General features: G+C 52.0%; 23 protein-coding genes and 1 tRNA gene. 10 read left to right on the forward strand and 14 right to left on the reverse strand.

What is annotated here, in order from left to right; all coding sequences use genetic code 11:
• Positions 1–81: 81 nt before the first annotated feature.
• Complete coding sequence (locus tag CLV80_RS18755) at positions 82–204, forward strand: hypothetical protein (RefSeq protein ID WP_275425355.1); 123 nt, start codon at positions 82–84, stop codon at positions 202–204.
• Between the two features lie 180 nt (positions 205–384).
• On the opposite strand, the gene CLV80_RS16530 is transcribed toward CLV80_RS18755, so the two are convergent.
• Positions 385–831: an iron-sulfur cluster assembly scaffold protein gene (locus CLV80_RS16530; RefSeq protein WP_106359050.1), complete on the reverse strand. Its 447-nt coding sequence runs from the start codon at positions 829–831 to the stop codon at positions 385–387.
• Positions 832–898: 67 nt separating this feature from the next.
• Between CLV80_RS16530 and hisI the strand changes: the two genes are divergently transcribed.
• Complete coding sequence (gene hisI, locus CLV80_RS16535; protein WP_106359051.1) at positions 899–1261, forward strand: phosphoribosyl-AMP cyclohydrolase; 363 nt, start codon at positions 899–901, stop codon at positions 1259–1261.
• Between the two features lie 25 nt (positions 1262–1286).
• On the opposite strand, the gene gluQRS is transcribed toward hisI, so the two are convergent.
• The 6 genes from gluQRS to rocF all read right to left on the reverse strand — a co-directional run bounded on the left by gluQRS (position 1287) and on the right by rocF (position 9378).
• Positions 1287–2126 carry a tRNA glutamyl-Q(34) synthetase GluQRS gene (gluQRS, locus tag CLV80_RS16540; protein WP_106359052.1) on the reverse strand — a complete coding sequence of 280 codons (840 nt, stop codon included), beginning with the start codon at positions 2124–2126 and terminating at the stop codon, positions 1287–1289.
• Positions 2127–3470 carry a methylenetetrahydrofolate--tRNA-(uracil(54)-C(5))-methyltransferase (FADH(2)-oxidizing) TrmFO gene (trmFO, locus tag CLV80_RS16545; protein ID WP_106359100.1) on the reverse strand — a complete coding sequence of 448 codons (1344 nt, stop codon included), beginning with the start codon at positions 3468–3470 and terminating at the stop codon, positions 2127–2129. It lies immediately after the preceding gene.
• An 87-nt stretch (positions 3471–3557) separates the two neighbouring features.
• Positions 3558–4316, reverse strand: a complete 759-nt coding sequence (locus CLV80_RS16550) for a hypothetical protein (protein ID WP_106359053.1) — start codon at positions 4314–4316, stop codon at positions 3558–3560.
• A gap of 112 nt (positions 4317–4428) precedes the next feature.
• On the reverse strand, positions 4429–7185 hold the full coding sequence (gene gyrA / locus CLV80_RS16555; protein WP_106359054.1) for a DNA gyrase subunit A: 2757 nt from the start codon (positions 7183–7185) through the stop codon (positions 4429–4431).
• A 220-nt stretch (positions 7186–7405) separates the two neighbouring features.
• A complete protein-coding gene (gene ocd / locus CLV80_RS16560; protein ID WP_106359055.1) occupies positions 7406–8452 on the reverse strand; it encodes an ornithine cyclodeaminase in 1047 nt (348 codons plus the stop codon).
• Positions 8449–9378: an arginase gene (rocF, locus tag CLV80_RS16565; protein WP_106359056.1), complete on the reverse strand. Its 930-nt coding sequence runs from the start codon at positions 9376–9378 to the stop codon at positions 8449–8451. Before rocF ends, ocd begins: the two co-directional genes overlap by 4 nt.
• Positions 9379–9464: 86 nt before the next feature.
• Between rocF and CLV80_RS16570 the strand changes: the two genes are divergently transcribed.
• Positions 9465–9884, forward strand: coding sequence for an Lrp/AsnC family transcriptional regulator (locus CLV80_RS16570; RefSeq protein WP_106359101.1), 420 nt, complete (start codon positions 9465–9467; stop codon positions 9882–9884).
• Here CLV80_RS16570 and CLV80_RS16575 read toward each other — a convergent pair.
• Both CLV80_RS16575 and CLV80_RS16580 read right to left on the reverse strand, forming a co-directional pair.
• The gene (locus CLV80_RS16575) at positions 9841–10332 is read right to left on the reverse strand and encodes a disulfide bond formation protein B (RefSeq protein ID WP_106359057.1); all 492 of its coding nucleotides are present in this window, start codon (positions 10330–10332) and stop codon (positions 9841–9843) included. The two genes, CLV80_RS16570 and CLV80_RS16575, sit on opposite strands and share 44 nt — an antisense overlap.
• Positions 10329–10907, reverse strand: coding sequence for a YqaA family protein (locus tag CLV80_RS16580; protein ID WP_106359058.1), 579 nt, complete (start codon positions 10905–10907; stop codon positions 10329–10331). The genes CLV80_RS16575 and CLV80_RS16580 overlap by 4 nt, the downstream gene beginning before the upstream one ends.
• Before the next feature lie 113 nt (positions 10908–11020).
• Here CLV80_RS16580 and ypfJ point away from each other — a divergent pair, with 113 nt between their 5' ends.
• From ypfJ to CLV80_RS16595, 3 genes are all read left to right on the forward strand, one after another.
• A complete protein-coding gene (gene ypfJ, locus CLV80_RS16585) occupies positions 11021–11872 on the forward strand; it encodes a KPN_02809 family neutral zinc metallopeptidase (protein WP_106359059.1) in 852 nt (283 codons plus the stop codon).
• A 62-nt stretch (positions 11873–11934) separates the two neighbouring features.
• Positions 11935–12020 (forward strand) — tRNA-Leu (locus CLV80_RS16590).
• Between the two features lie 237 nt (positions 12021–12257).
• Positions 12258–12950, forward strand: coding sequence for a Hint domain-containing protein (locus CLV80_RS16595; RefSeq protein WP_106359060.1), 693 nt, complete (start codon positions 12258–12260; stop codon positions 12948–12950).
• Here the strand turns inward: CLV80_RS16595 and CLV80_RS16600 are convergent.
• Positions 12940–13548: a nucleotidyltransferase family protein gene (locus CLV80_RS16600; protein ID WP_106359061.1), complete on the reverse strand. Its 609-nt coding sequence runs from the start codon at positions 13546–13548 to the stop codon at positions 12940–12942. The two genes, CLV80_RS16595 and CLV80_RS16600, sit on opposite strands and share 11 nt — an antisense overlap.
• Before the next feature lie 27 nt (positions 13549–13575).
• Positions 13576–14133 carry a lipid-binding SYLF domain-containing protein gene (locus tag CLV80_RS16605; protein ID WP_106359062.1) on the reverse strand — a complete coding sequence of 186 codons (558 nt, stop codon included), beginning with the start codon at positions 14131–14133 and terminating at the stop codon, positions 13576–13578.
• A 508-nt stretch (positions 14134–14641) separates the two neighbouring features.
• Between CLV80_RS16605 and CLV80_RS16610 the strand changes: the two genes are divergently transcribed.
• Positions 14642–15583 (forward strand): Hint domain-containing protein, encoded by a 942-nt coding sequence (locus CLV80_RS16610; protein WP_106359063.1) that lies wholly within the window; start codon positions 14642–14644, stop codon positions 15581–15583.
• A 14-nt stretch (positions 15584–15597) separates the two neighbouring features.
• Here CLV80_RS16610 and hemB read toward each other — a convergent pair whose 3' ends face one another.
• Positions 15598–16596, reverse strand: coding sequence for a porphobilinogen synthase (gene hemB, locus CLV80_RS16615; protein ID WP_106359064.1), 999 nt, complete (start codon positions 16594–16596; stop codon positions 15598–15600).
• Between the two features lie 120 nt (positions 16597–16716).
• Here hemB and CLV80_RS16620 point away from each other — a divergent pair, with 120 nt between their 5' ends.
• The 3 genes from CLV80_RS16620 to CLV80_RS16630 all read left to right on the forward strand — a co-directional run bounded on the left by CLV80_RS16620 (position 16717) and on the right by CLV80_RS16630 (position 21399).
• Positions 16717–17241, forward strand: coding sequence for a component of SufBCD complex (locus CLV80_RS16620; RefSeq protein ID WP_106359065.1), 525 nt, complete (start codon positions 16717–16719; stop codon positions 17239–17241).
• A gap of 39 nt (positions 17242–17280) precedes the next feature.
• Positions 17281–20730, forward strand: a complete 3450-nt coding sequence (mfd, locus tag CLV80_RS16625) for a transcription-repair coupling factor (RefSeq protein WP_106359066.1) — start codon at positions 17281–17283, stop codon at positions 20728–20730.
• 438 nt (positions 20731–21168) lie between these two features.
• Positions 21169–21399, forward strand: coding sequence for a hypothetical protein (locus CLV80_RS16630; protein ID WP_106359067.1), 231 nt, complete (start codon positions 21169–21171; stop codon positions 21397–21399).
• 416 nt (positions 21400–21815) lie between these two features.
• Here the strand turns inward: CLV80_RS16630 and CLV80_RS16635 are convergent, their stop codons facing one another.
• Together CLV80_RS16635 and CLV80_RS16640 are read right to left on the reverse strand one after the other, a co-directional pair.
• Complete coding sequence (locus tag CLV80_RS16635; protein WP_106359068.1) at positions 21816–22703, reverse strand: hypothetical protein; 888 nt, start codon at positions 22701–22703, stop codon at positions 21816–21818.
• Between the two features lie 356 nt (positions 22704–23059).
• Positions 23060–24256 (reverse strand): multidrug effflux MFS transporter, encoded by a 1197-nt coding sequence (locus CLV80_RS16640; RefSeq protein ID WP_106359069.1) that lies wholly within the window; start codon positions 24254–24256, stop codon positions 23060–23062.
• Positions 24257–24338 lie beyond the last annotated feature (82 nt).

Here is a 24338-nt window from a genome sequence, read left to right on the forward strand (position 1 = left end):
TTCGCAAATGTTCTCAAAAAGTTCTTTACGGAGGGTTAATTGTGTGAGAACAAAGTAGAAACAGAACAAAGGAGCAACAGAATGGCTAAGGAAATCAAAGACGTTATTGTCCGGTCCCGTGACACGATTATCTCTGATGCGCTTGGCGTTGTTGCTTTGATGGTCATGTTGTTTGTCGGATTATCCCTGCCCGGATTAGTCTGACGTGCCTGCGCGACGCGGGTTTGGTTTCCCTCACATTGCACTGTCCCACATACGCAATGCTGAATGACCTGCCTGTCTAATATCCTGAACGGGGTTTTGCCTCTCCCGAAGGAAGTTTAACCGAACCCGTGTCGCGAAAAACCTGCCGCCGCCACTCTGTCCCGGGTGTGCGGCGGTTTTTTATGCGTCTGTCTTAGAAGCCTCGAGCGCATCAAGCGTTGCATCAAACGCAAGTAGGATTGAAGCGTGGCGGTTCTTGTAGTCTTTTGCAGGCTGTAGAACCTCAAGATCGTTGAACGGGGCAGCAGGGACCGCACCGTCGTTCTTGAGCATATCAAATAGCTGATCACGTCCCGCTTTGATCTGCCCGGGTGTTAGGCCAACGATATTTGCCCCAACCACCGCCGCTGCCGCCTGACCAAGCGCGCATGCTTTTACGTCTTGGCCGTAGTCGGTGATAACCCCGTCGTCTAGTTGGACATCTACCGTCACCGTCGATCCACAAAGTGGTGCGCGTTTCTTTGCGGTTGCTGTCGGCGTATTGAGCCGGGTCGTTCGTGGCATATCCGCTGCCAACGCCAGAATCCGACCGGAATAGAGTTTGATCATATCTGTTTCTGCTGACATGGCGTTTGCCCTTCTGAACGGTTCCCCTTAGATAGTCCGAAGACATTCAGTTGCAAAGGGTTTCACCATGTCATTTGATCCAAACAGTTTGAAATACAATGACGCAGGTCTGATCCCGGCAATTGCCCGAGACAGCGTTTCAGGTGAAGTGCTGATGATGGCATGGATGAATGCAGAGGCGGTCGTTAAGACATTGGAAACCGGTCGAGTGACCTATTGGTCCCGTTCGCGCCAAGAGTTCTGGATTAAAGGCGAAACCAGCGGCCACACGCAGGAATTGGTTGCGTTCAAAATTGACTGTGATCGTGATTGCCTGTTGGTCGAGGTCAAGCAGGTGGGCGCGGCCTGTCACACTGGTCGCCGGACATGTTTCTTTACCACGGTTGTTGATGGTGAAGAAATGGTGACCGAAGCGCCAATGGAGGAGTAGTTACGCGCTCCGCGCGGGAGTATTTTTAGCAAGATGATGGTGGAAGTCCCACAAGGCGACGAATGTCGTCTGGTGTGGCCCCTTCGGCGCGATATTTTGACAGGGCTTTTGATTTATCTATCTTCGCCAATCGCTTACCGTTGCCATCGGTTATCAATGGGTGGTGGTGATACTGTTGCATTGGCCATCTCATGATGCTTTGGAGAAGCACCTGAAATGGTGTCTGTGCCCAAAGATCCATGCCGCGTACGACATGCGTAACGCCTTGCAACGCGTCATCGTGAACGCAAGCGAGATGATAGGCCGGGTCGCCCGTGTTTTTTCGGATAAGGACAGTGTCACCAATGTCTGTGAAAAGATGATCAGGGTCGATATCATGCCTAATGGATGCGCCCGATGAAAGCTCAGTAAACGTTATCGGCTGATCGAGTTGTTGCAAGGTGGCGCTGATGTTCAGCCTGACCGCATCACCGGGCTGTGCGTCATTCATTGGGCGGTGCCGACAGGTTCCTGGATAGACGAGCCCTTCGACACCGGGCACAGCCCCAGCATCTTGGATATCACGTCTAGTGCAAGAGCAAGGGAATACCAACTGGCGCTTTGCCAGTTGTTCAATGACGCGGTTATAGTCGGGGGTGTGATCTGATTGTCGCCGTACAGGCAACGGCCAATCTAACCCCAGCCAGCGCAGATCATCATAAATTGCTTGCTCGAACTCGGTGCGGGCGCGGGTGCTGTCGGTGTCTTCAATGCGCAGCAGCGCGGTCCCGCCGAGTTTTGCCGCAATATCCCAAACCGTCAGAGCGGAATAGGCATGCCCCAAATGCAATGGACCAGTGGGCGATGGGGCAAACCGCGTGATCATTTACACGGTCTGAGCTAGCCACGCCTGCCAATCCAACTTGGCGCGATCTGTGTAGCCTTTGTAGCGGTCTTTACGGTTGCGACGCCCATTCTTCGCACCTTCAAGAGCTGGGAACAGGCCAAAATTGACGTTCATAGGCTGGAATGTCTTCGCTTCTGCGCCGCCCGTAATATGCGTAACCAGCGCGCCCATTGCTGTCGTGTTTGGAACTGCAGGCAGTGTTTTTCCAGTTAGTTCTGCGACGGCTAGCCGCCCGGCAAGAAGGCCCATAGCAGCGCTTTCTACATAGCCTTCAACGCCTGTAATCTGTCCTGCAAAGCGGATATTCGGGCGCGAGCGCAGGCGCATTTGTTCATCAAGCAATGTTGGCGAGTTGATGAATGTGTTCCTATGAATACCGCCAAGTCGCGCAAATTCGGCGTTTTCAAGCGCAGGAATTGTTTTAAAAACAGCCTTTTGTGCGCCGTACTTCATTTTTGTTTGGAACCCGACGATATTGTATAATGTGCCAAGGGCATTGTCGCGACGCAGCTGAACAACCGCATAAGGTTTGTTCTCTGGATCATTGGCGTTGGTTAGGCCAACAGGTTTCATCGGTCCAAAACGAAGCGTTTCGCGACCACGTTCTGCCATTACCTCAATCGGCAAGCAGCCGTCGAAATAGCCGGCGGTTTCGCCTTCTTTGAATTCGGTCTTTTCGGCCGCAAGGAGCGCGTCAATAAAGGCCTCGTACTGGTCTTTATTCATCGGGCAATTGAGGTAGGCGGTACGCTCTTCTTCGGTCTCACCTTTATCGTAGCGTGACTGCATCCATGCCACATCCATATTGATGCTTTCATGGTAAACAATTGGAGCAATAGCATCAAAGAACGCGAGCGCCTCGGCGCTGGTTTCGGCTTGGATGGCCTTTGCCAAGCTACCCGATGTCAGCGGCCCGGTCGCGATGATCCAATTGCCGTCGGTAGGTAGGTTGGTGATTTCATCATATGAAATTGAGATGTTCGGATGCGATTTTAGCGCAGCGGTCACGCTTTCTGCAAATGGGTCACGATCCACGGCCAATGCGCCGCCGGCAGGCAAGCGGTGCTTTTCAGCCGTTTGCATAATCAACCCATTGGCTTGACGCATTTCCCAGTGCAGCAAACCAACGGCATTTTGTTCGTGATCATCTGACCTGAATGAGTTGGAGCACACCATCTCGCCCAAGTTGCCAGTACGGTGCGCAAAGGTTTCTACCTTCGGGCGCATTTCGTGAATGACAACCCGTAGCCCTGCGTTTGCAGCCTGCCAAGCGGCCTCTGATCCGGCCATGCCGCCGCCGATGATGTTCAGTGTATTTTTCATGATTGTCATGTAGAGCGCGACGTCAATAATTAAAAGGCCCACAGTAACTAAACTGCGGGCCCGTTAAAAATGGTAATAATCGCGGATTTAGTAAGAGAAGAATGCGTCGCTAATTCCGCGTGTAGGAAGGACTGTTCCGCCACCGTTACCATGGTTAACGCGTATGCCGACTGCGACAGAATCGACAGATCCATAATCATAGAAGTAGTCATCGTCGCTACCTGATCGCCCGCTAGACGCAAGGTCGGCGTATGCTTCAACGCCGTTACCAAATGAATACATTCCACCGATAGATGCGGTACTGTAAGTATCTGAATAGTCGTCGTCTGTAAGTGACGATCCGGTTAGGGCATCAAATCCTATTGTGAAGAAAAAGCCGTTTGATACATGGAACTCACCTGAAGCACCCCATATAGTAACGTCTTCAAATACAGCAGTTGCGTAGTCGTCTACAAAACCGACATAACCCTGAATCCGTGATCTAGCCGTGCTAGAACCGCTTTCAATTCCGAAAGCTGTGTTGGAATCGTCGCCATACGAGTCTTGTGATACAAATGCGCCAATCGTCGTGTTTGTATTTACACGGTACATTGCACGTAGTGTTGCGTTGAGCGTGTCATCGTCCAAGTCATCCCGCTGATAGAGTGAAAGTGCACCGCCAAATGCGAATTGTGGTGCGATCGAAAATGCGCCGCTGGCATCGAACGAATTACCGGAAACGTCTGTATCATCGTCGGTAACAGTTGCAAACTTTGCACCAAAGCTCGCACCAGTAAATTCTTGAGCAAATGTCGGGAATGCAGTGAGTGCGACGAGCATCGCTGCTGGAATGGATTTAGTTAGCATCGCTCAACCTTGTATCATATGAAAACATAATGGGGTTATGCGCCACGCTTTACAGTTGCATAACCCTCAATGCTCGTTTTAGGAGAGTGTGTGTTTTTGCCGTCACAACAATCTAATCAGATGCGTCCGTTGTATCCTCGGCGTCTGCCTCGTCGCCTTGATCGGCAATCCATGCGACACTTACCACGGTTTCACCTTTGCCAGTATCGAATACTTTGACGCCGCCAGCGCCGCGTGACCGGAAGGAGATACCCTCGATTGGAACGCGGATAGACTGACCTGTCGACGTGACAAGCATGATTTGATCCGACATCTCGACCGGGAACGATGTCACCAGTGGACCGCCGCGCATCGCTTTGTCCATTGCTGCAACGCCCATGCCGCCACGTCCGCGAACGGGGTAGTCATGGCTGGATGACAGTTTGCCAGAGCCTTTGGCGGTGATCGTTAGGATCAGGTTTTCGGCGGCGGACATCTCAGCATAGCGTTCTTGGCTGATTGCACCTGCGACTGCTTCTTCTTCGTCATCCGTTTCCGCATCATCGGCCAAGCCAGCCATTGCACGGCGCATTTTCAGATATGCAGCACGCTCATCGGCCTCGGCCTTGAAGTGGCGAATGATTGACATGGAAACGACCTTATCGTCGCCTTGCAGCTTGATGCCGCGCACACCAACAGAAGCGCGCGAGTTAAAGACGCGGACATCTGTTGCTGGGAAGCGGATTGCACGACCTGAATCAGTGACCAGCATCACGTCATCATCGTTTGATGCGATACGTGCGTTAATCAGTGTTGTCTCAGCGTGATCATCCTCAAACTTCATCGCTATCTTGCCGTTACGCATAACGTTCGTGAAATCTGACAGTTTGTTCCTGCGAACGGTACCGGCGGAGGTCGCAAAGACGACTTGCAGATCGTCCCATTCGTCCTCGGGGCGGTCAACGGGCATGATCGCCGCGATGGATACACCTTGCGGAATAGGAAGGATGTTAACGATGGCTTTGCCTTTGGCAGTACGGCTGCCAAGCGGCAGGCGCCAGGTCTTAAGCTTGTAGACCATTCCGTCTGTCGTAAAGAACAACAGTTGCGTATGCGTGTTGGCCACAAAGAGGGTGGTCACCACGTCCTCTTCTTTGGTCTGCATGGATGACAGACCTTTACCACCACGACGTTGTGCGCGGAAATCGGCAAGGGCTGTACGTTTGATGTAACCGCCAGACGTGACCGTCACGACCATGTCTTCGCGTTCGATTAGGTCTTCGTCGTCCATGTCGCCAGCCCAGTCGACGACTTCGGTGCGGCGAGGCACAGCAAACTGATCGCGTACTTCGTGTAGCTCATCACGGATGATCTGCATGATGCGATCGCGTGAACCCAAAATTTCTAGGTATTCCCGTATCTTACCTGCCAGTTCTTGAAGTTCATCTGTCACTTCTTTGACGCCAATTTGGGTCAAACGCTGAAGGCGCAATTCAAGGATCGCACGGGCCTGTGTTTCGGACAGGTTATATGTGCCGTCTTCGTTGGCGGTATGGGTCGGATCGTCGATCAGCGCGATATATTCGAGGATCGTTTCAGCTGGCCAACGACGTGTCATCAGTTTTTCACGCGCAGTCGCGGCGTCAGCAGATGAACGGATAGTCGCAACGATTTCATCGATGTTTGTGACGGCGACAGCCAAACCACACAGGATATGCGCGCGTTCACGCGCCTTGCGCAGTTCATATGCGGTGCGTCGCGCAACCACTTCTTCGCGGAAGTCGATAAACGCGGTCAGGAACGCGCGTAGCGTCAGCTGTTCTGGCTTGCCGCCGTTCAGCGCAAGCATGTTACAGCCGAAGTAAGTTTGCATCGGCGTAAAGCGGAACAGCTGGTTCAGAACGACCTCGGCCGTGGCGTCGCGCTTCAGTTCAACAACAACTCGAACACCATTACGGTCAGATTCGTCTTGAACATGTGCAATGCCTTCGATCCGCTTTTCACGGGCGGCTTCGGCGATCTTGTCGATCATCGCGGCTTTGTTCACCTGATAGGGAATTTCGTCGATGACGATTGCGTAGCGATCTTTACGAATTTCTTCGACGTGCGTTTTTGAGCGCACAACGACAGAACCACGGCCTTCAAGATAGGCTTTGCGCGCACCGCTGCGGCCTAGAATAATCCCACCAGTTGGGAAATCAGGGGCAGGGACATATTCGATCAATTGTTCAGATGTCAGGTCTGGTTCGTCAATCAGTGCCAATGTCGCATTGATCACTTCGCCCAAGTTATGAGGCGGAATGTTGGTCGCCATACCAACAGCAATACCGCCGGCACCGTTGACCAGCATGTTCGGGAACCGTGCAGGTAGAACAGTGGGTTCACGGTCTTTGCCGTCGTAGTTGTCTTGGAAATCAACCGTGTCTTTGTCGATATCAGCCAGCAAGAATGCAGCAGGCTTATCCATCCGGACTTCGGTGTAACGCATCGCAGCGGCGCGGTCGCCATCCATCGAGCCAAAGTTACCTTGTCCATCAAGCAGCTTTAGCGACATTGAGAAATCTTGGGCCATCCGGACCAATGCGTCGTAAATCGCACTGTCACCGTGAGGGTGATATTTACCCATAACATCGCCAACAGAACGCGCTGATTTTCGGTAAGGTTTGTCCGACGTGTTACCGCTTTCGTTCATACCATAAAGGATGCGGCGGTGTACTGGTTTTAGCCCATCGCGCAAATCGGGGATCGCACGACTTACGATCACGCTCATGGCGTAATCAAGATAGCTGGTTTTCAGCTCGTGCTCGATGGTAACCGCTGGCCCGTCATAAACATAACGTGCTGGCGTGTTTTCGTCATCGTTTTCAGGGGTTTCTGGAGTATCGTTCACGTGGACCGCCTGTTGTTATTCTTACTGCTATATCTCGTTCAGGATACCTTATCAGACACTTGATATAGGGCGCAATGGGCGATGCTGGGTTGGCGAATTGGGGGCGGTTAGTGACGCTTAACATATTGTTTTTATTACCCAAGTTTCCGCAGAAAATTGGATATTTTTTGTGGTTAAAATGTGGGGCAGGAAATCGCGGTGATTTTCCTGCCCCAAAGCATTATCCAGCGCGTTTAATCATACCGAACAAATCGCGGGGGTCATCAGGGTCGGCGATCAGGTCGATATCGACATAAAATGGCGTGTCTTTGATCTGCTTGTGGACATAGCGAAGGGCGCTAAAGTCCTCGATTGCAAAGCCGACACCGTCGAACAGGGTAACCTCTGATGCGGATGTGCGGCCCGGCGTTGCGCCTGTGATAACCTGCCAAAGCTCTGTGACCGGGTGGTCTTCGGGCATTTGCTGAATTTCGCCTTCGATACGGGTCTGCGGTGGGTACTCAACGAACACGGTTGATCGGGCAACAATATCACGGTGAAGTTCTGTCTTGCCGGGGCAGTCGCCGCCGATTGCGTTGATGTGGACGCCCGCGCCAACCATGTTGTCGGTCAGGATCGTTTGCATATCCTTATCGGCAGTGGCCACTGTGATGACGTCAGCGCCTTCAATGGCTTCTTCTGGCGTCGTGCAGGTCGTAATCGTGAACCCAAGATCAGCTAAGTTGGCAGCGCATTTTTTTGTCGCTTCTGGGTCAATATCGTACAAGCGGATATCATTGATGCCACAGACCGCCTTGATCGCGAGGCATTGGAATTCTGACTGCGCGCCATTGCCAATCATGGCCATGGTTTTCGCGTCAGGCGATGCAAGGTGCTTGGTCGCTACAGCAGACATGGCGCCTGTGCGCAGGGCCGTAAGTACTGTCATCTCTGAAAACAGGATCGGATAGCCTGTGTAAACATCAGCCAAGACGCCGAACGCTGTTACAGTCTGTAGGCCTTCCTTCATGTTTTTCGGATGACCGTTCACATACTTGAAACCGTAAAGCTCACCATCAGATGTCGGCATCAGTTCGATCACACCAACGTCTGAATGGCTACCTAGGCGTGGCGTTTTGTCGAACAATTCCCAACGGGCAAAATCGTGTTCAATTTCACGCGCCAGATCAGCCATAAAGGTTTCGATACCGATGCTGTGGATCAGTCGCATCATGTTGTCGACGCTTACGAATGGAACCATCGCGAGAGGTGAGGCTTTGAGTGTCATTGGTGGCTCCGGGTTGGTCGATCAAATACGCGGCGACCCAGCAGGGATGCTGTCAGGTCGACCATGAGGTTTGCGGTCTGGCCGCGGTCATCAAGAAACGGGTTAAGTTCAACAAGATCGAGAGAGGTCACGAGACCCGAATCCGACAGCATTTCCATGACTAGGTGGCCTTCGCGCACCGTGGCGCCACCCGGAACGGTTGTTCCAACTGCAGGTGCAACAGATGGGTCTAAGAAATCCACATCTAGGGAAACATGCAACATACCGTTGACGGCATGGACCTTGTCCAAGAACGCCTGCAGCGGGGCGCTGATCCCTTGTTCGTCGATTGTCCGCATATCCACGAGCATCACATCGCCATCGTCAAGGACGGCATGTTCAGCGGCATCAACCGACCGCAAGCCAATCATGCAGATGTTCGCGGGTTCGACGCGCACGGGCAGGGGTGGATAGGCGTCAAAGCCGTCGCGCCCAGTGACATAGCCCACTGGCGTGCCGTGCAGGTTTCCGCTGTCGGTCGTATCAGGCGTATGGATGTCGCTGTGCGCATCCAGCCAAAGCGCAAAAAACGGTCGGTTCTGTTTGGCCGCGTGGGCGGCCATACCTGCAACAGTCCCAGCCGCAAGCGCATGGTCACCACCCATAAAGATGGGCATGCCGCGAGGCGCTGCTTCTTCAGCGGCGGCCATGAGGGTTTGTGTCCAGCCGACATTTTCGGCCAGCTTATAGACTTGCGGGTTTCGGGCAGGCGCCACCTCAACGGATGCGGGGCGCAGGTTGCCGATGTCTTCGACTGTGTGTCCAAGTTCAGTGATCGCCTCTGAGATGCCAGCGGTTCGGTATGCGTCGGGGCCCATGAGGCAACCACGAACGCGTTTTCCGCAGTCCACCGGTGCCCCAATTAAGATGCAGTGTTTTTGTGTCATTCCAAAATTATTGTTCAAAACAACGGGTGGTGGTAGCGCACAAAACGTGCAAAATGCATCTAAATTGTACAAAGTGGATGGTTGAATTGGACAAACTGGATACACGGCTTGTCGGGGCGTTGCGTCGAAATGGGCGCGCATCGCTGTCAGAGCTGGCAGCAGAACTGAACGTGACTCGCAGCACCATTCGGACGCGACTTGATCGGCTGGTAGAAGGTGGTGAAATCGTTGGGTTTTCGGTGGTCACCCGTTCAGACGTGCGGCCAGATCCAGTACGCGGCTTCATGAGCTTGGAAATCGCGGGGCGCGGTGCCGAGAAGATATCAAAAAGCCTAACGCGTATGCCCCAAGTGCAGATGGTTCATTCAACCAATGGCACTTGGGATTTGATCGCAGAAATCGGAACGGCGACGCTCGAAGAATTCGATCAGGTGCTATCCGCTATTCGCCGCCTAGAGGGTGTCACGCGGAGCGAGACGAGCCTTCTTTTGTCGACGCGCCGCTAAGGACAACAGCCGCGACCCAGAAGCCAACCAAAACGAAAGAAAAGATACCGTTCCATGTTGGCATCGAAAGCGTCAGGAACTCCCATGACACTTGATCGCACATGATGACTTTTGGGCCCTCAATAGCGAGTAGGCCTGCGCCATCTAGGCCATTCAGCAGGCCGTTGCCTGTGCAGCTACTTGGGCCTTCCCACCAGTCACGTTCAACGCCCATATGGAAAAAGCCGATTGAACCAGTCGTTGCCGCGGCCAATGCGCCAAGGATCGGCAAAAGCCGCCCTCGGATTTTACATGCCAATAGCCCGATCACAATCGCGGCCACATGTGGCCAGCGTTGCCAAAGACACATTGCGCAAGGCGGATATCCCAAAAACTGAAATGTAAATGCGCCAGCCATCAATGCAGCCGATCCACCTGCCGCGATAAGAACCATTAAATTACGTGTCATAGTAGCCCCACAACGGCGAACCCGCCAAGCAGCAGAACGCAAAACGCGATGAAAACAAGCCCAAGTCGGCGTTCGATAAAGTCACGGATAGGTTCCCCAAATTTCCACAAAAGTACTGCGACCAAGAAGAACCGCAGCGCACGCGCGATAATGGCGGAAATAACAAATACAGGGAATGATAGTTGCGTCACGCCTGACGCGATCGTGATGACTTTGAACGGGAAGGGCGTGACGCCAGCAGTCAAGACAGCCCACGCGCCCCATTCATTGTACTTTGCTGCGAATTCTTCAAACGCATGACCTTTACCATAAAAGTCTAGGATGGGTTGGCCGACAGTCTCCATCAATGCAAAGCCGATGTAGTAGCCAAACATCCCACCTAACACTGACGCAACTGTTGCAACGGCCGCAATGAGGAACGCGCGTGATGGGCGCGCAATGATCATCGGGATCATCAAAACGTCCGGCGGGATTGGAAAAAACGAAGATTCGACGAAGGCAACCACTGCAAGTGCCCAAAGCGCATAGCGTGATTGGGCCAATGACAATGTCCAATTGTAGAGACTACGCAACATTCTAGAACCTTCCAGTATTTTATGCGTTAGGCCACGCTGGCACAGCGGGGTCAAGCTTGTGCCGTTACTCGATGCAGTTAAAATGGTTCATAGGCAACGGGAGAGACTAGGCGATGAAATGGCAGGGACGACGCGGTAGCGGCAAAATCGAGGATCGACGACGCGCTGGTGGCGCACGGAGCGCGGGCGGAATTGGTGGTATTGGTGCTGTCGTTGTTTTGCTGATCGGCTGGTATTTTGGCGTTGATGTTAGCCAATTTGTAAACCTTGATGGGGCCGGGCAGGGCAGTGCGCAATCGGCTGAACTGACGCCTGCTGATGAACGTGCCGCTGAATTTGTATCTGTAACATTGGCCGATACAGAGGATGTCTGGACAGATATTTTCCGTCACCAACTAGGGCAGGTCTATAACGCACCAACCTTAGTGCTGTTTAAGGGGCAGACCCAATCAGCATGTGGCGGCGCGTCCGCTGCAACTGGACCGTTCTATTGCCCACCCGAGAAGAAAGCATTTCTTGATACGGCGTTCTTTACCACACTCGAAGATCGTTTGGGCGCGGGTGGCGATTTTGCGGCAGCCTATGTCGTTGCACATGAGATTGCGCACCACGTGCAAAATGAATTGGGTATCCTAGGGCAAGCAAATCAAATTCGAGCGCGGTCTTCTGAGGCGGAATCAAATGCGATTTCCGTGCGGATTGAATTACAGGCTGACTGTTTTTCTGGTATTTGGGCACGTGCAGCACAGCAAAAGTTCAATAGCCTCGAGCAAGGCGACATTGCAGAAGCAATGAACGCGGCCGCGCAAATCGGCGACGATACACTGCAACGCAATGCTGGGCAGCGCGTGCAACCACACACATTTACGCATGGAACAAGCGCGCAACGTCAGCGCTGGTTTGCGCGTGGTTTCGAGACTGGTAACTTAAGCGATTGCGATACTTTCGGTGCTACGCGACTTTAATACAAGAAATTGCATTCGACTGATTGACGTTGCGCGCGCACCGCATTAGGAGGTCCGCACTGGCCGATGTGGCGGAATGGTAGACGCAGGGGATTCAAAATCCCCCGATAGTAATATCGTGAGAGTTCGAGTCTCTCCATCGGCACCAGTATTACCTTGTTAAGGTGTAAGGCTTGCAAAATTAAGTCAGGACCGTGGTTGCAATATGTCGCCATCGCGCCCAAAGCATGTCTTAACTAGGGTAATTACTTGCAAACATGAACTTTTTGCGAGGCTACTCCGAGAATAGGTTGCTTGTCTGCGCTAGTGGCGGGTAATTTAACGGTGTTTCCGTTCAGAACAGAGCGGCTTTGTGAGTAATGTGTTTGAACAGGGGATTTTCGCAATGACAGTCGTGAACACATGTCCTGATAGCACTGCTCTTTGGTGCGTAAATAAGCCTGCCAATTCGGCTGCTGGAACTGATCCATCATTACCTCAAAAGATCGTACCTTGCTTTACTCCGGGCACTGCAATCGCCACCCCGCGTGGTGAAATTCTTGTCGAAGATTTGAAGGTTGGTGCGCGGGTGCTCACGCGTGATAACGGAATCAGACACATCAATTGGGTCGGACATAAGTCAGTCACGACAGATGACCTAAAGACGACACCGGGCATTCGCCCAATTTTCATCAAAGCTGGGGCATTGGGTGATGGTCTGCCTGAACGTGATATGCTGGTATCTCCGTACCACCGGGTATTGATCGTTTCTGAAATGGCGCAGATGTATTTTGAACAAAACGAAGTACTGGTTTACGCAAAAGACCTTACGAAGATTGATGGTGTGAAAATCGGTGCGCCGCAGGATCTTACCTATGTGCATTTCATGTGTGAACATCACGAGGTGGTCTTGTCCAACGGAACATGGACCGAGACATTCCAACCCGGTGATTATTCACTTCGCGGCGTGGACGAAGATCAACGCGAAGAGTTGTTTCAACTATTCCCTCAGCTTGCCACAATGGAAGGCTTAAAGCAGTATCGTGCGGCTCGTAAGACATTGCAGAGAAAAGAAACTAAAGTCCTTTTTAAGTCTTAGTGCCGGCGCGCCAGTCTGCCCAATCTTTGGGAGTGTCTAAGTCCAGAAGTGCTTGTTTGCCAAGTGGCACAAGCCGCATTTGATCACGGTGTTTTTTGATAATCGGGGCAGCCCCATTATCGCCTGACAAATGTAAGAATTCCGAACGTAGCGCGTTATCAAAAACAACGGGATGGCCGGGGTTTCCCTCGTGTGTCGCACCACGCCAAATAAGGTGGTTTGGGTGCTCTTCAACTGCGCAAAGCATGTGAACCAGATCAGATGTTTGCAAAGATACAAGGTCAGCGAGAATTATCATAAACTTAGAACATGGTGCTAGCCTTGCGACCGATTCCCGTAATGTCGCTCCGATCCCTTCAGTTGCCTGTGGTATCGCCAAAAGAGTAACATCTAACCCTGAAAGTAGTGCTGCTCTTGGGTGATCGGCCGAGGGCAGCGCCACATAGACATGTTGTTGTGTTGCGATTGCTTTTTTGCATTGGGTCCGAAGAAGAGGTTCCCCATCGACCACTTCGTTTAATTTGTCACGACCATTCATACGGCTTGAGCTGCCCGCAGCCAAAATGAGGGTCGGGCAGTCAATGTTGTTTATGATCATAAATGCCCCATTGGCATTACAAGCCCCTTAAGGGATGATACGAGTGTATTTAGTACCTTCGAGCGTCGCGCCGAGGCGTAATCCTGTTTGTGCGAATACGACAGCAATCACGGGCGACAGTGACGTAGTTGTCTCTGCGCGCAGCATTTCGCTCTGTGCGCTGATTGCATATTCGATATCGGCACCAGCCGCCCAGCCCGGAGATTGACGGAAATCCATTAGTGCATCTTGGGTCATGAAAAACAAAACATGGCTGTATTGCTGTGCACCAATTTGCAGACCAGCGCTGCCCGACGCGGATGAATAATAGTCGACTGTTGAATCGCCGATGCGTAGGGCGCCACGCCCAAAGGAACCGCCAAGACCAAGACCAACTTCGGTGATCAACGGCATCACGAGCATACCGCTGGCGCGGCCGGCAAGTTGCTGAGTGCCAGGAAACTGTGAATACATTGCGTTCAGTGTGCTATCGACCCGAGCATCAATTGTTGCTGGTCCGCTTCCGCCGATACCATTACTACATGCGCCCAATGTGGTTGTCGCCAAAGCGCCAAGCGCAAAGCTACGCCTTGTGTAAGTGCTCATTTTTATCGCCTTATCTGCCATATCTGAAACGTTTATCGTCTCTTATTTCGGGAAGTATAAGTAAATTCTAAGAAGCTGTCACCTGTTGGTTTGTTTGCCGTACGCCAAGAGTGGCCCAACAGCTGATCGACACTATTGATAAATTGTAAAATGTGCTACCTTGTCGTCCTATGGTTGAATTTTGAAGTAGTGAGGGTGGTTTGTAGATACCGTTAGAGCCAGGAGGTATTCTTTTCGTCGGTTGGGATAGCGATAACGATGATATCGCGTTTATCGCAACCACCGATCTTTCCGCCGGAGAAGTTATCTATTTCACCGACGATGAGCGCGACGAGACCGGTTTCTTTGGTAGTGAACAGATGATCGAATGGACTGTCCCAGCCGGTGGCGTGCCTGCTGGAACGGTTGTGACAATCGATATGGATCCTGCCGCTGATACATCAATTTCGATTCTGGAGGCGACGTCGATTATATTAAGGGCGGCTATGATATCGCTGGCCGCAATGAAATGTTTTGGGCGTTCCAAGGAACACGTGACGGAAACGCAATTACCCCAACAAACTATGTTGCGGTTATCGGGAACGAGGCTGACGGCAGTAATACGCAAACGCCAAACCTTACTGGGACCGGGCTTACGACAAGCAACGGGGCGGTCATTATTGATGGTGACGAAGATTATATGGAGTGGACCGCAGACGGTACGCTACCAATTCAACAAGAGGATTTGATTGCATCCATACTTGATCTGGATAATTGGACCACGGCCGATGGAACGGGGGTCCAAAACACCGGTGGTGGGTTTAATGTGGAAACCCAAAACATTGTTTGTTTCGCCCGTGGGACAAAAATCTCTAGTTGTGAGGGCGCTATCGAGATCGAAAAACTTCGGGTTGGCCAGAAAATCGTGACGCTTGCAGCGGGAGCAGCAAAAATTCGCTGGATTGGTGTGATTAAGCTCTCTCGCGCGGACCTAGCAGCGAATCCAAAGCTGCGACCGGTACGCATTCGTGCCGGCGCATTAGGCAAAGAATTACCCAAGCAAGACCTATTGGTGTCGCGCCAGCACCGGATACTTTTTTCGTCAAAAGTAGCAGAGCGCATGTTTGGCCTAAGGGATGTGCTTATCCCGGCGGTGCGGCTTACAAACCTCCCAGATATATTTATTGACGAAACGATCGATAGCATAAGCTATTACCATATTTTATGTGATGATCATCAGGTTGTATTCGCTGAAGGTGCACCTGCTGAGACCCTATTCTTGGGAAAAGAAGCAGCGCATTCACTTTCTATTGACGCACAGGAAGAGATCGAGACCCTGTTCCCCGGCCTCGTTGGTCAACAATGCCCGACAAGCGCCGCGCAAATGATCGTCGATTTACCTCGGCAAAATCGCTTGATTGCACGACATATAAAGAACAACAAACCTTTGCTGGAAACCTATCGTAACTAACTGTCTATAGTGTGTTAGCGATTCAGAATTTTTGCGGCTGCTGGCGCGAAATAGGTTAGCACCCCATCGCAGCCAGCGCGTTTGAACGCCAAAAGGCTTTCCATCATGACTTGTTCGTCGTTCAACCAACCATTTTGCACGGCGGCTTGAAGCATCGCATATTCTCCACTGACTTGATAAGCAAAGGTAGGAACACCAAACGCATCTTTCACGCGACGACAAACATCGAGATATGGCATCCCGGGTTTCACCATGATCATATCGGCACCTTCGGAAAGGTCGCGTTCGACAAGGCGCAGTGCTTCGTCTGAATTTCCCGGGTCCATTTGATATGTGTTCTTGTCACCAGTCAGCGCGGATGACGCCCCAACCGCATCGCGAAACGGTCCGTAGAACGCAGATGCGTATTTTGCGGTGTAGCTAAGGATCGTAACGTTTTGATGCTTTTCTGTCTCAAGGGCGTGCCGGATCGCGGCGATGCGACCATCCATCATGTCAGAGGGGCCCAAAATGTCAGCCCCGGCATCCGCCTGCGCCAGCGCCATTTTAACAAGCGCTTCGACGGTACGATCATTCACGATTTCGCCATTTTCGACAAATCCATCGTGCCCGTTAATATTGTACGGATCTAGCGCGATATCTGTCATAATCGCGATGTCGGGTGCTGCATCTTTAATCGCACGGATCGCTTGGTTCGTGAGGTTGTTAGGATCCCACGCCATGGCACAATCTTCGGTACGGGCCTCCATACCGGTGTAAGGGAAAAGACAAATAGCAGGGATGCCCAATGTTTGGGCTTCGATCGCTGCTTTGGCAACGCGATCCACCGTCTTGCGGGTTACGCCCGGCATTGATGCAACGGGCGTTTCGTCGTCCGTCCCATCCATTACAAAAACAGGCCAAATCAGATCATCCACGCTGAATGAATGCTGACGCGTAAGCGCCCGCAGGCTTGCAGATTGGCGGTTCCGACGCAGGCGCGTGGCTGGAAAAGGAGCAACAGTGGGTTTCATGACATTATCTTTCGCAATTGACGCCTTGGTCGCACGGATTTTTACCTATCACAAGTATGGGCATCTTTCGTTTGTAACGCTAACGTCGCGCAAAACCATTTAGTTCAACGGGATACGACTTTGGATTGGAACAGCCTCTTTTCGCGTGTGCTTGATGTGCACACATTTTCCAACCTTTGGTACTGGATTATGGTTTGCATGTGTTGGATGATTGCAAGTCATTGGATCATAGGTGTGCCGTTTGATATGATTTTGCGCGCGCGACGCTTTGGCGCGCAGGCCGGAAGTGATTTAGAAACATTGGTCGATATCAACGTGCGACGCATTCAGGCGCTGACGCAAGAAAGTGGCGGTTTAGTGATTGGTTTACTTGCGTTTATTCTGACTTCTGTCGTCGTTTCCGCACTGTATTACCGAATGGAAGTCGCCCAAGGTGTCATGCTTTTGATACTTCCAATCACCTGTGTTGGAGGCATAAATGTTGTTGCTTCTCAGAGATTATTACGAAATCCGCTGCACGGGGCCGATCTTTCTAAATACCTGATACGGCTCCGACTGTTGATTCAGGTCATCGCGATGGTATCTGTATTTATTTCGGCGGCCTACGGGATGCTTTTTCGTCTTATGCAGCCGTTTGGGTACTGAACGGTTGACACCAAAGCCCGGCGGAGTAGTTCATCCTGCATGTCCGATCTAAAACACATCACCGTAAGCGGTGCACCCGAAGGCTATGATGCGCAGCTTATTCTGGCTGAACTATCTAAAGGCCAGCCAGTTCTTCACGTTGCATCTGATGATAAGCGCCTTGCAGCGATGCAGGCAGCGCTTTCGTTTTTTGCACCAGATGTTCCTGTGTTCGTTTTCCCCGCTTGGGACTGCCTACCGTATGACAGGATTTCCCCGAACGCGGATGTTTCTGCCGCACGCATGGCAACTCTTGCTGGGCTTGTGCATGGAATGCCAGAAAAGTTTATACTGCTGACTTCGCTTGCGGCTGCAACCCAACGCGTACCTGCCCGCAGTATCCTGCGTGAGGCGGCTTTTAAGGCCACAGTTGGTAATCGGATTGATGAATCTGCGCTACGTAACTTCTTGGTTCGTATGGGGTTTACTCAAAGTCCCACAGTGATGGAGCCGGGGGATTATGCCGTGCGGGGTGGCATAATCGATATCTTCCCACCGGGGCAATCCGGACCTGTCCGGCTGGATCTTTTTGGTGATGTTTTAGATGGCGCGCGGCGTTTCGATCCAGCCACTCAAAGGACCACTGAAAAACTAACCGAAGTCGAACTCGCGCCCGTATCCGAGGTCATTTTAGACGATCCAGCAATTACACGGTTCCGGCAAAACTACCGCATTGAATTTGGCGCGGCGGGCACCGATGATCCGCTTTACGAAGCCGTCAGTGCCGGGCGCAAACATGCTGGGATCGAACACTGGCTCGGCTTTTTTCAAGAAGAGCTTGAAACGTTGTTCGACTATCTGCCGCGCGCGACAGTTACCTTGGATGATCAAATGGGGCCAATGCGGTTGGCGCGTTGGGAAAGCATCGAAGACCAATATGGCACGCGTATGCACGCGCTGACTCAAAAAGGTCGGATGGATAGCGTCTATAAACCGGCTCCGCCTGCATTGTTGTATATGGATGACAACGCGTGGGATGCGGCGATTTCCGACAGACGGGTGATGCAGTTTTCGCCTTTGAAGCAGGCAACAGGTATGGGCGTTATTGATGCTGGCGGGCGTATCGGGCGCAATTTTTCACCTGAACGCCAACAAGAACAAATAAGCCTTTTCAGATCATTAGTAGACCATGTGAAAGTTAAACTTAATGACGGACCTGTTGTCATTGCGTCCTATTCCGAGGGCGCACGAGAGCGACTTGAAGGGCTGATCGAAGACGAAGGCATTTCTGAAACTATCCCGATTAAAGATTTCAGTCGGGTTGGGAAGTCTGGGGTGCATCTTGCTGTTTGGCCACTTGATCATGGTTTTGAAGCGCCTGGACTAACTGTCATTTCAGAGCAAGACGTTCTGGGTGATAGGCTAATTCGTCAAAGCAAACGTAAACGTCGCGCCGAGAATTTCTTAAGCGAGGCGAACAGCCTGAACCCCGGCGATCTTGTGGTTCATGTCGATCACGGCGTCGGTCGGTTTAAAGGAATGGAGGTCGTGACCGCATTGGGTGCGGCACATGAATGCCTGCTGCTGGAATATGCTGAGGATTCCAAGCTCTATCTGCCGGTGGAAAACATCGAACTCTTGTCTAAATACGGCCATGATACTGGGCTTTTGGATAAACTTGGGGGCGGTGCATGGCAGGCAAAGAAAGCCAAGCTCAAAGAGCGCATCCGGCAAATCGCTGAACGGCTTATTCGAGTCGCAGCCGAGCGCGAATTGCGCACGGCACCCGCGATGGACCCGCCTGACGGCCTGTGGGATCAATTCCTAGCGCGGTTTCCGTACGTTGAAACCGATGACCAGTTGGCTGCGATAGCTGATGTGTTGGATGACTTGGCCGCTGGCAAACCTATGGATCGCCTCATTTGTGGTGATGTCGGTTTCGGCAAGACCGAAGTTGCCATTCGCGCAGCATTTGTCGCCGCGCTTTCCGGTATTCAAGTGGCAATTATTGCACCAACAACACTGTTGGCACGTCAGCATTATCAGAACTTTGCAGAACGGTTCCGGGGATTTCCCGTGAATGTCCGACCGCTGTCGCGTTTCGTGTCAGCCAAGGATGCAGCATTGACGCGTGACGGGATTACGAAAGGAACCGTTGATATTGTTGTTGGCACGCATGCATTGCTGGCAAAGGGTGTGCGATTTAAGAACCTTGGATTGTTAGTCATTGATGAAGAACAGAAATTTGGTGTTCAGCACAAAGAGCGCCTAAAACAACTGCGGACCGATGTGCATGTATTAACGCTGACCGCTACACCTATTCCACGGACCTTGCAGCTCTCGTTGTCTGGTGTGCGCGACCTGTCAATTATTGGCACACCGCCCATTGATCGGCTTGCTATACGAACCTACGTGAGCGAATTCGATACGGTCACGGTGCGCGAGGCATTGTTGCGCGAGCACTACCGCGGCGGACAGTCGTTTATTGTTGTTCCACGTATCGCCGATATGCCCGAAATGGAGGAATTCCTGAAAACGGAGATGCCTGAAGTGTCCTATATCACAGCGACAGGCCAGATGGCCGCCGGTGAATTGGACGATAGGATGAACGCGTTTTATGATGGGAAATACGATGTCTTGTTGGCGACAACAATTGTTGAATCCGGCCTTGATATTCCGACTGCAAATACGATGATTGTTTGGCGTTCTGACATGTTTGGCCTGTCACAGCTCTATCAAATTCGTGGACGTGTTGGCAGGTCTAAGACCCGTGCTTATGCTTATTTAACAACCAAACCGCGTCAAAAGCTGACCGATACTGCACAAAAGCGTTTGCGTGTATTGGGATCCATCGACAGCCTTGGGGCTGGCTTTACGCTCGCGAGCCAAGATTTAGATATTCGCGGGGCAGGGAACCTGCTTGGTGAAGAGCAATCAGGGCAGATGCGCGAAGTTGGTTATGAGCTGTACCAGCAGATGCTCGAAGATCAGATTGCCGCGATTAAATCTGGTGACGCCGAGGGCATCATCGATGACGGTCAATGGGCGCCGCAGATCAACCTTGGTGTGCCTGTGCTGATCCCAGAGGACTATGTGCCTGATCTTGATGTTCGGCTTGGCCTGTATCGCCGCCTGTCGGAGTTAACGACCAAGGTCGAGTTGGAAGGCTTTGCGGCAGAGTTGATTGATCGGTTTGGTAAGCTTCCGCGTGAGGTGAACACATTGATGTTGGTCGTACGTATCAAAGCCATGTGTAAACGTGCGGGTATTTCAAAACTGGATGCAGGGCCAAAAGGCGCGACGATTCAGTTTCACAATGATAAATTCGCGTCTCCGCAGGGATTGGTTGAGTTTGTGCATGCACAAGAAGGTCAAGCCAAGGTCAAGGATAACAAGATCGTCGTGCTACGTGACTGGGCTAAGGAGCGCGATAAAATCCAAGGTGCGTTTAATATCGCACGTGAATTGGCGCAAAAGCTTGCCGACGAGAAAAAGAAAAAGGCCGGGTAAACCCCAGCCCTTTGCAGTAAATGATGCAAATTAAAATTTCGGTTGGCCAGTTTCTGGCCAATCTACTCCCACAATAATAAGAAAAAACCGGAACAATCGGGAGAAAATCAGTGGGAAGCCTCTCGAAAAATTCTTCGGGTGAGCCTCGCCGAAGATTGCCTTTGCCATCCTTCGGCATCGACATCAACTTCTGCAGGAATCCTCAGTGCAGTCTCTTCAGAGAGCCGCCGGATCCTTATGATAACCGAGGGAAAAACGGCACCAAAGTCAAACCAAACTTTCCACGCGGCAAGGTCAGCGGCTCAGGCGACGAAAAGACATACATCTGCGGGGCATGCGGAAAATCCTCAATCCTGAAAAGCAATAGGGCCATAGTCGAAGAATATCGCCGCCTGCGGGCGAAGTTTCGCCCCGAGCCCCCGCGGGATGCATGCACAAATGGCGAATGCACGAACCGTGGCAAGTCAACAGCAGAACATCCAAAGCTCTATCGCAAGTCTGGCGGATATCATCGTGGTGCGTTTCGACAAGAATAAGTCAAACGACCAGCGAAACAGCCTCGTCGCGGAAGGTAAGACGGCCCTGGAGTTGGCATCAGGCATCAAGTCCAGCACCTGGGCGGCAATGACGGCCTCAGAAGCGGAAGAACAAACCGATCTGGTGATTTAGGGGCTGTTGGGGGCCTATCCGGTGGGAATGCCTTTTGAGTGGCCATTCCCACCAAATCCGAACCAGGAAGAGAGATCCGGATCCTCACAGACCGTCCGAGCATGCCAAATGACCGCCGCGCTCGCCTGATGCGCCTGGCGACGCTCCGAAGTGTCGACTCATATTTCCATAAAGTGAGATCCAACCTTCGCTTTGCCGCACGACCCGGACACACGCCAAGTGGCAACGGCCAGACTTGGGATCGCCATTACCTGTATAATCCCGAGACAATGGCAAAGATCGTTGAGATCTACCGCTTCAAGTACAACTGGATCGGAAGCAGCTCAACGAAAACAACCCCAGCAATGAAGCTGGGGTTGGCGAAGGGTAAGATCTACCCGAAGGGTTTGCTTGGGTAGATCTTACCAACACTATGCCTAAACCACCAAGGTTTCTTGGGTGGAGCTTGCCCAAGGCCACTTTTTGAAGTCAGATATCCATTTCTTTTGCTTCAGGCATTCCGGCAGCCACTCCACGAGTGTCGGAACTGACACAACCCGGTATTCCCGCAAAATTTCAAGGCCGCGATTGCGAGCTACATCAGCGGGTTGGCGAAATGTCATTTCATCAAAAAACCACTGCTGATCCGTGAAATGCACTGCGCGATTAGGATCGTCCTGGGTAGGCGCGCAGTCCTCTTTGATCTTCCAAAGCGGGCAGTAGTCTCTCGAAAACAAGACCTTCGATCCATCCTTCTCCGTCCAAACACCATACGGCATCCAGAAACGCATGGGGATGAAGAAATTCCCTTTGCGATGCTGAGCAAGCTCAAAACCTACACAGGTAGCAATCCCATGATCAGTCATTGCCTCGCTGAGGCTGTTCCGATCTCCTCCCCGTGAGATGAGCAATGCTCGCCTGGCTGGGCGTCCCTCTTCCTTGATTCTGCAGGGCGACCCAAGAGCTTGTCGGTTTGTCGCGGGAAACTCCTTTGAAAATAGATCAGCCCGGACATTGAGCGCTTCTTCGGGATCCGCTTTTGGGCCAAAAAAGCGCGCCCTCTGCAATGCATTGAGTATCGGGCCGACCTTGCCTTCCGTGGCTTTCTCCAGGGAAGTAATGATTTCGACCTGTGTCGCGGTTGGAGCTGCAATTGGGGCATTCGCACGCCGCGCCTGAAGGGCTTGCGCATGATGCAGATCACGATGTCCTGTAGCCTTCGCAAGGATGGTTTGGCAGGCGTTAAGCGAGCCAGTCCCGGGCAATTTGGACAAGTTTTGTGCGGCGCGTTTGAACGCCTGCTGGTCAGAAACGAATGAGTTCATGTGTTGATCCTTCAACATATGCCGTATGGGGTGCCCACTAAGCCGACGGCAGTGCGTCGAAGAAAATTAGGTTCAGCAAGGTTGCTTACTTAAAGAGTGCGCGCGGACGCTTTTCCACTGTGGGCGGAACGGATCACTTGAGCCGTGATCATCATATGGGAACGCACACCAAAAATGCCAAGGGAAAATTATGCATTTGTGGTTTTTCTTGCTCCACCCTCCACGAAGGGAGGATGGAGCGATAGCAATAGTGAAAAGCCCATCTGCAACAGATTTCAAATTGCATCATTTATTGCAAATGGCTGGGGTAAACCCGGCCTTTGTTTTGAGTATTTGGTACAAAGCGAGGACGGTGGTTATTCTTCGCCGGGACGTTTGATCATGGTCGTGAGCCATAGCGCCAAGCTTGCGCATACCAATGTGCCGTAGGCCATTGGCATCGGCGTTCCATCAAACATAAGCGCGACTGGCGCAGCGATGATCACAGCACCCACGGTCGCCACTGCGGCAATGACGGATGCGGCTAGCCCTGCAATATGCCCCATTTCTTCCATCGCGAGCGCATTTAGGTTCCCGATTGTTAGGCCCGCTTGGAAAAAATTACCTGTGACCCAAATAAGATAGGCGCCAAAGCTAAGCCAATAGGGCCCATTGAATAGTGTCACGGCGACAAGCATTACAGTGATAGCAATTTGTACTGTGTACATAGATTTAATAATCGCGCGCATCCCCAGTCGAACGACCAGTCGTGCGTTCAGCACGCTTGCCGATGAGGCGAAAATTGCGATTGCGCCAAACCAGAGGTGGAAAACATCGCCTTGCGCAAAAGTTTGGTCAAAGACCTGCTGTGTTGACGAAATCAACATAAACAGCATGCCGAAGGTCAAGGTTTGCACAAGAATCGATAATCGTGCTGTCCGGTGAACGAACATTTCGCGCGTTGCACTGACAAGAGCCCTTACGCTGAGTGGGCGTCGTTTTTCGGGTGTCAGTGTTTCAGGCTGTCTTATGACCAACCATGTCATCACAATGGATGCAAAGACGACAAAGGCTGCGAAAATTCCGCGCCAACCAAAACCAATAATGATGTAGTGACCAATGGTGGGTGCCAAGGCCGGTACAATTGAAAACACGATCATAACAAAAGACATAATCCGCGCCATTTCGCGGCCGCTGTATAGATCACGTACCAAGGCCATCGCGACAACGCGCGGGCCTGCAGCACCTAATCCTTGCAGCACACGAGCGGCCAGCATGACTTCAAGGCTTTGCGCCTGCCACGCGATGACACATGCAACAATATAAAGCAGCGCACCACCGACCATGACCGGTTTACGCCCGAAAGCATCCGAAAGCGGGCCGGTAAATAACGTGCCAATGCCCATGCCCAGTACAAAGCTGGTCACGATCAGCTGGGCACGGTTCAGATCAAGTGGCGTTAGTTCCGCGCCGATCTGCGGTAAAGCGGGGAGCATTGCGTCGATTGAAAATGCGACTGTTGCCGCTACCATTGCCATAAGGGCAATGAATTCTGTTTGTGGAAGGCGTTTCATGAAGGGGGTCCAGCGAAAGGGCAGCAATACAGTGCGACAGATTACGATTAGTTTGTTCGCATCCTGACTTAGGGGGCCAAAG

This window comes from Yoonia maritima (assembly GCF_003003285.1).
Lineage (GTDB): Bacteria > Pseudomonadota > Alphaproteobacteria > Rhodobacterales > Rhodobacteraceae > Yoonia > Yoonia maritima.

Bases quoted from the DNA above. Each gene is read 5' to 3' on its own strand.
- CLV80_RS16580 (WP_106359058.1), bottom strand. From the start codon at position 10,907: ATGTTGCGTAGTCTCTACAATTGGACATTGTCATTGGCCCAATCACGC.
- CLV80_RS16640 (WP_106359069.1), bottom strand. From the start codon at position 24,256: ATGAAACGCCTTCCACAAACAGAATTCATTGCCCTTATGGCAATGGTA.
- trmFO (WP_106359100.1), bottom strand. From the start codon at position 3,470: ATGAAAAATACACTGAACATCATCGGCGGCGGCATGGCCGGATCAGAG.
- CLV80_RS16530 (WP_106359050.1), bottom strand. From the start codon at position 831: ATGTCAGCAGAAACAGATATGATCAAACTCTATTCCGGTCGGATTCTG.
- CLV80_RS16575 (WP_106359057.1), bottom strand. From the start codon at position 10,332: ATGACACGTAATTTAATGGTTCTTATCGCGGCAGGTGGATCGGCTGCA.
- hemB (WP_106359064.1), bottom strand. From the start codon at position 16,596: ATGAAACCCACTGTTGCTCCTTTTCCAGCCACGCGCCTGCGTCGGAAC.
- hisI (WP_106359051.1), top strand. From the start codon at position 899: ATGTCATTTGATCCAAACAGTTTGAAATACAATGACGCAGGTCTGATC.
- ypfJ (WP_106359059.1), top strand. From the start codon at position 11,021: ATGAAATGGCAGGGACGACGCGGTAGCGGCAAAATCGAGGATCGACGA.
- CLV80_RS16600 (WP_106359061.1), bottom strand. From the start codon at position 13,548: ATGATCATAAACAACATTGACTGCCCGACCCTCATTTTGGCTGCGGGC.
- rocF (WP_106359056.1), bottom strand. From the start codon at position 9,378: ATGACACAAAAACACTGCATCTTAATTGGGGCACCGGTGGACTGCGGA.
- ocd (WP_106359055.1), bottom strand. From the start codon at position 8,452: ATGACACTCAAAGCCTCACCTCTCGCGATGGTTCCATTCGTAAGCGTC.
- mfd (WP_106359066.1), top strand. From the start codon at position 17,281: ATGTCCGATCTAAAACACATCACCGTAAGCGGTGCACCCGAAGGCTAT.
- CLV80_RS16595 (WP_106359060.1), top strand. From the start codon at position 12,258: ATGACAGTCGTGAACACATGTCCTGATAGCACTGCTCTTTGGTGCGTA.
- CLV80_RS18755 (WP_275425355.1), top strand. From the start codon at position 82: ATGGCTAAGGAAATCAAAGACGTTATTGTCCGGTCCCGTGACACGATT.
- CLV80_RS16605 (WP_106359062.1), bottom strand. From the start codon at position 14,133: ATGAGCACTTACACAAGGCGTAGCTTTGCGCTTGGCGCTTTGGCGACA.
- CLV80_RS16635 (WP_106359068.1), bottom strand. From the start codon at position 22,703: ATGAACTCATTCGTTTCTGACCAGCAGGCGTTCAAACGCGCCGCACAA.
- gluQRS (WP_106359052.1), bottom strand. From the start codon at position 2,126: ATGATCACGCGGTTTGCCCCATCGCCCACTGGTCCATTGCATTTGGGG.
- CLV80_RS16610 (WP_106359063.1), top strand. From the start codon at position 14,642: ATGTTTTGGGCGTTCCAAGGAACACGTGACGGAAACGCAATTACCCCA.
- CLV80_RS16550 (WP_106359053.1), bottom strand. From the start codon at position 4,316: ATGCTAACTAAATCCATTCCAGCAGCGATGCTCGTCGCACTCACTGCA.
- CLV80_RS16630 (WP_106359067.1), top strand. From the start codon at position 21,169: ATGGCGAATGCACGAACCGTGGCAAGTCAACAGCAGAACATCCAAAGC.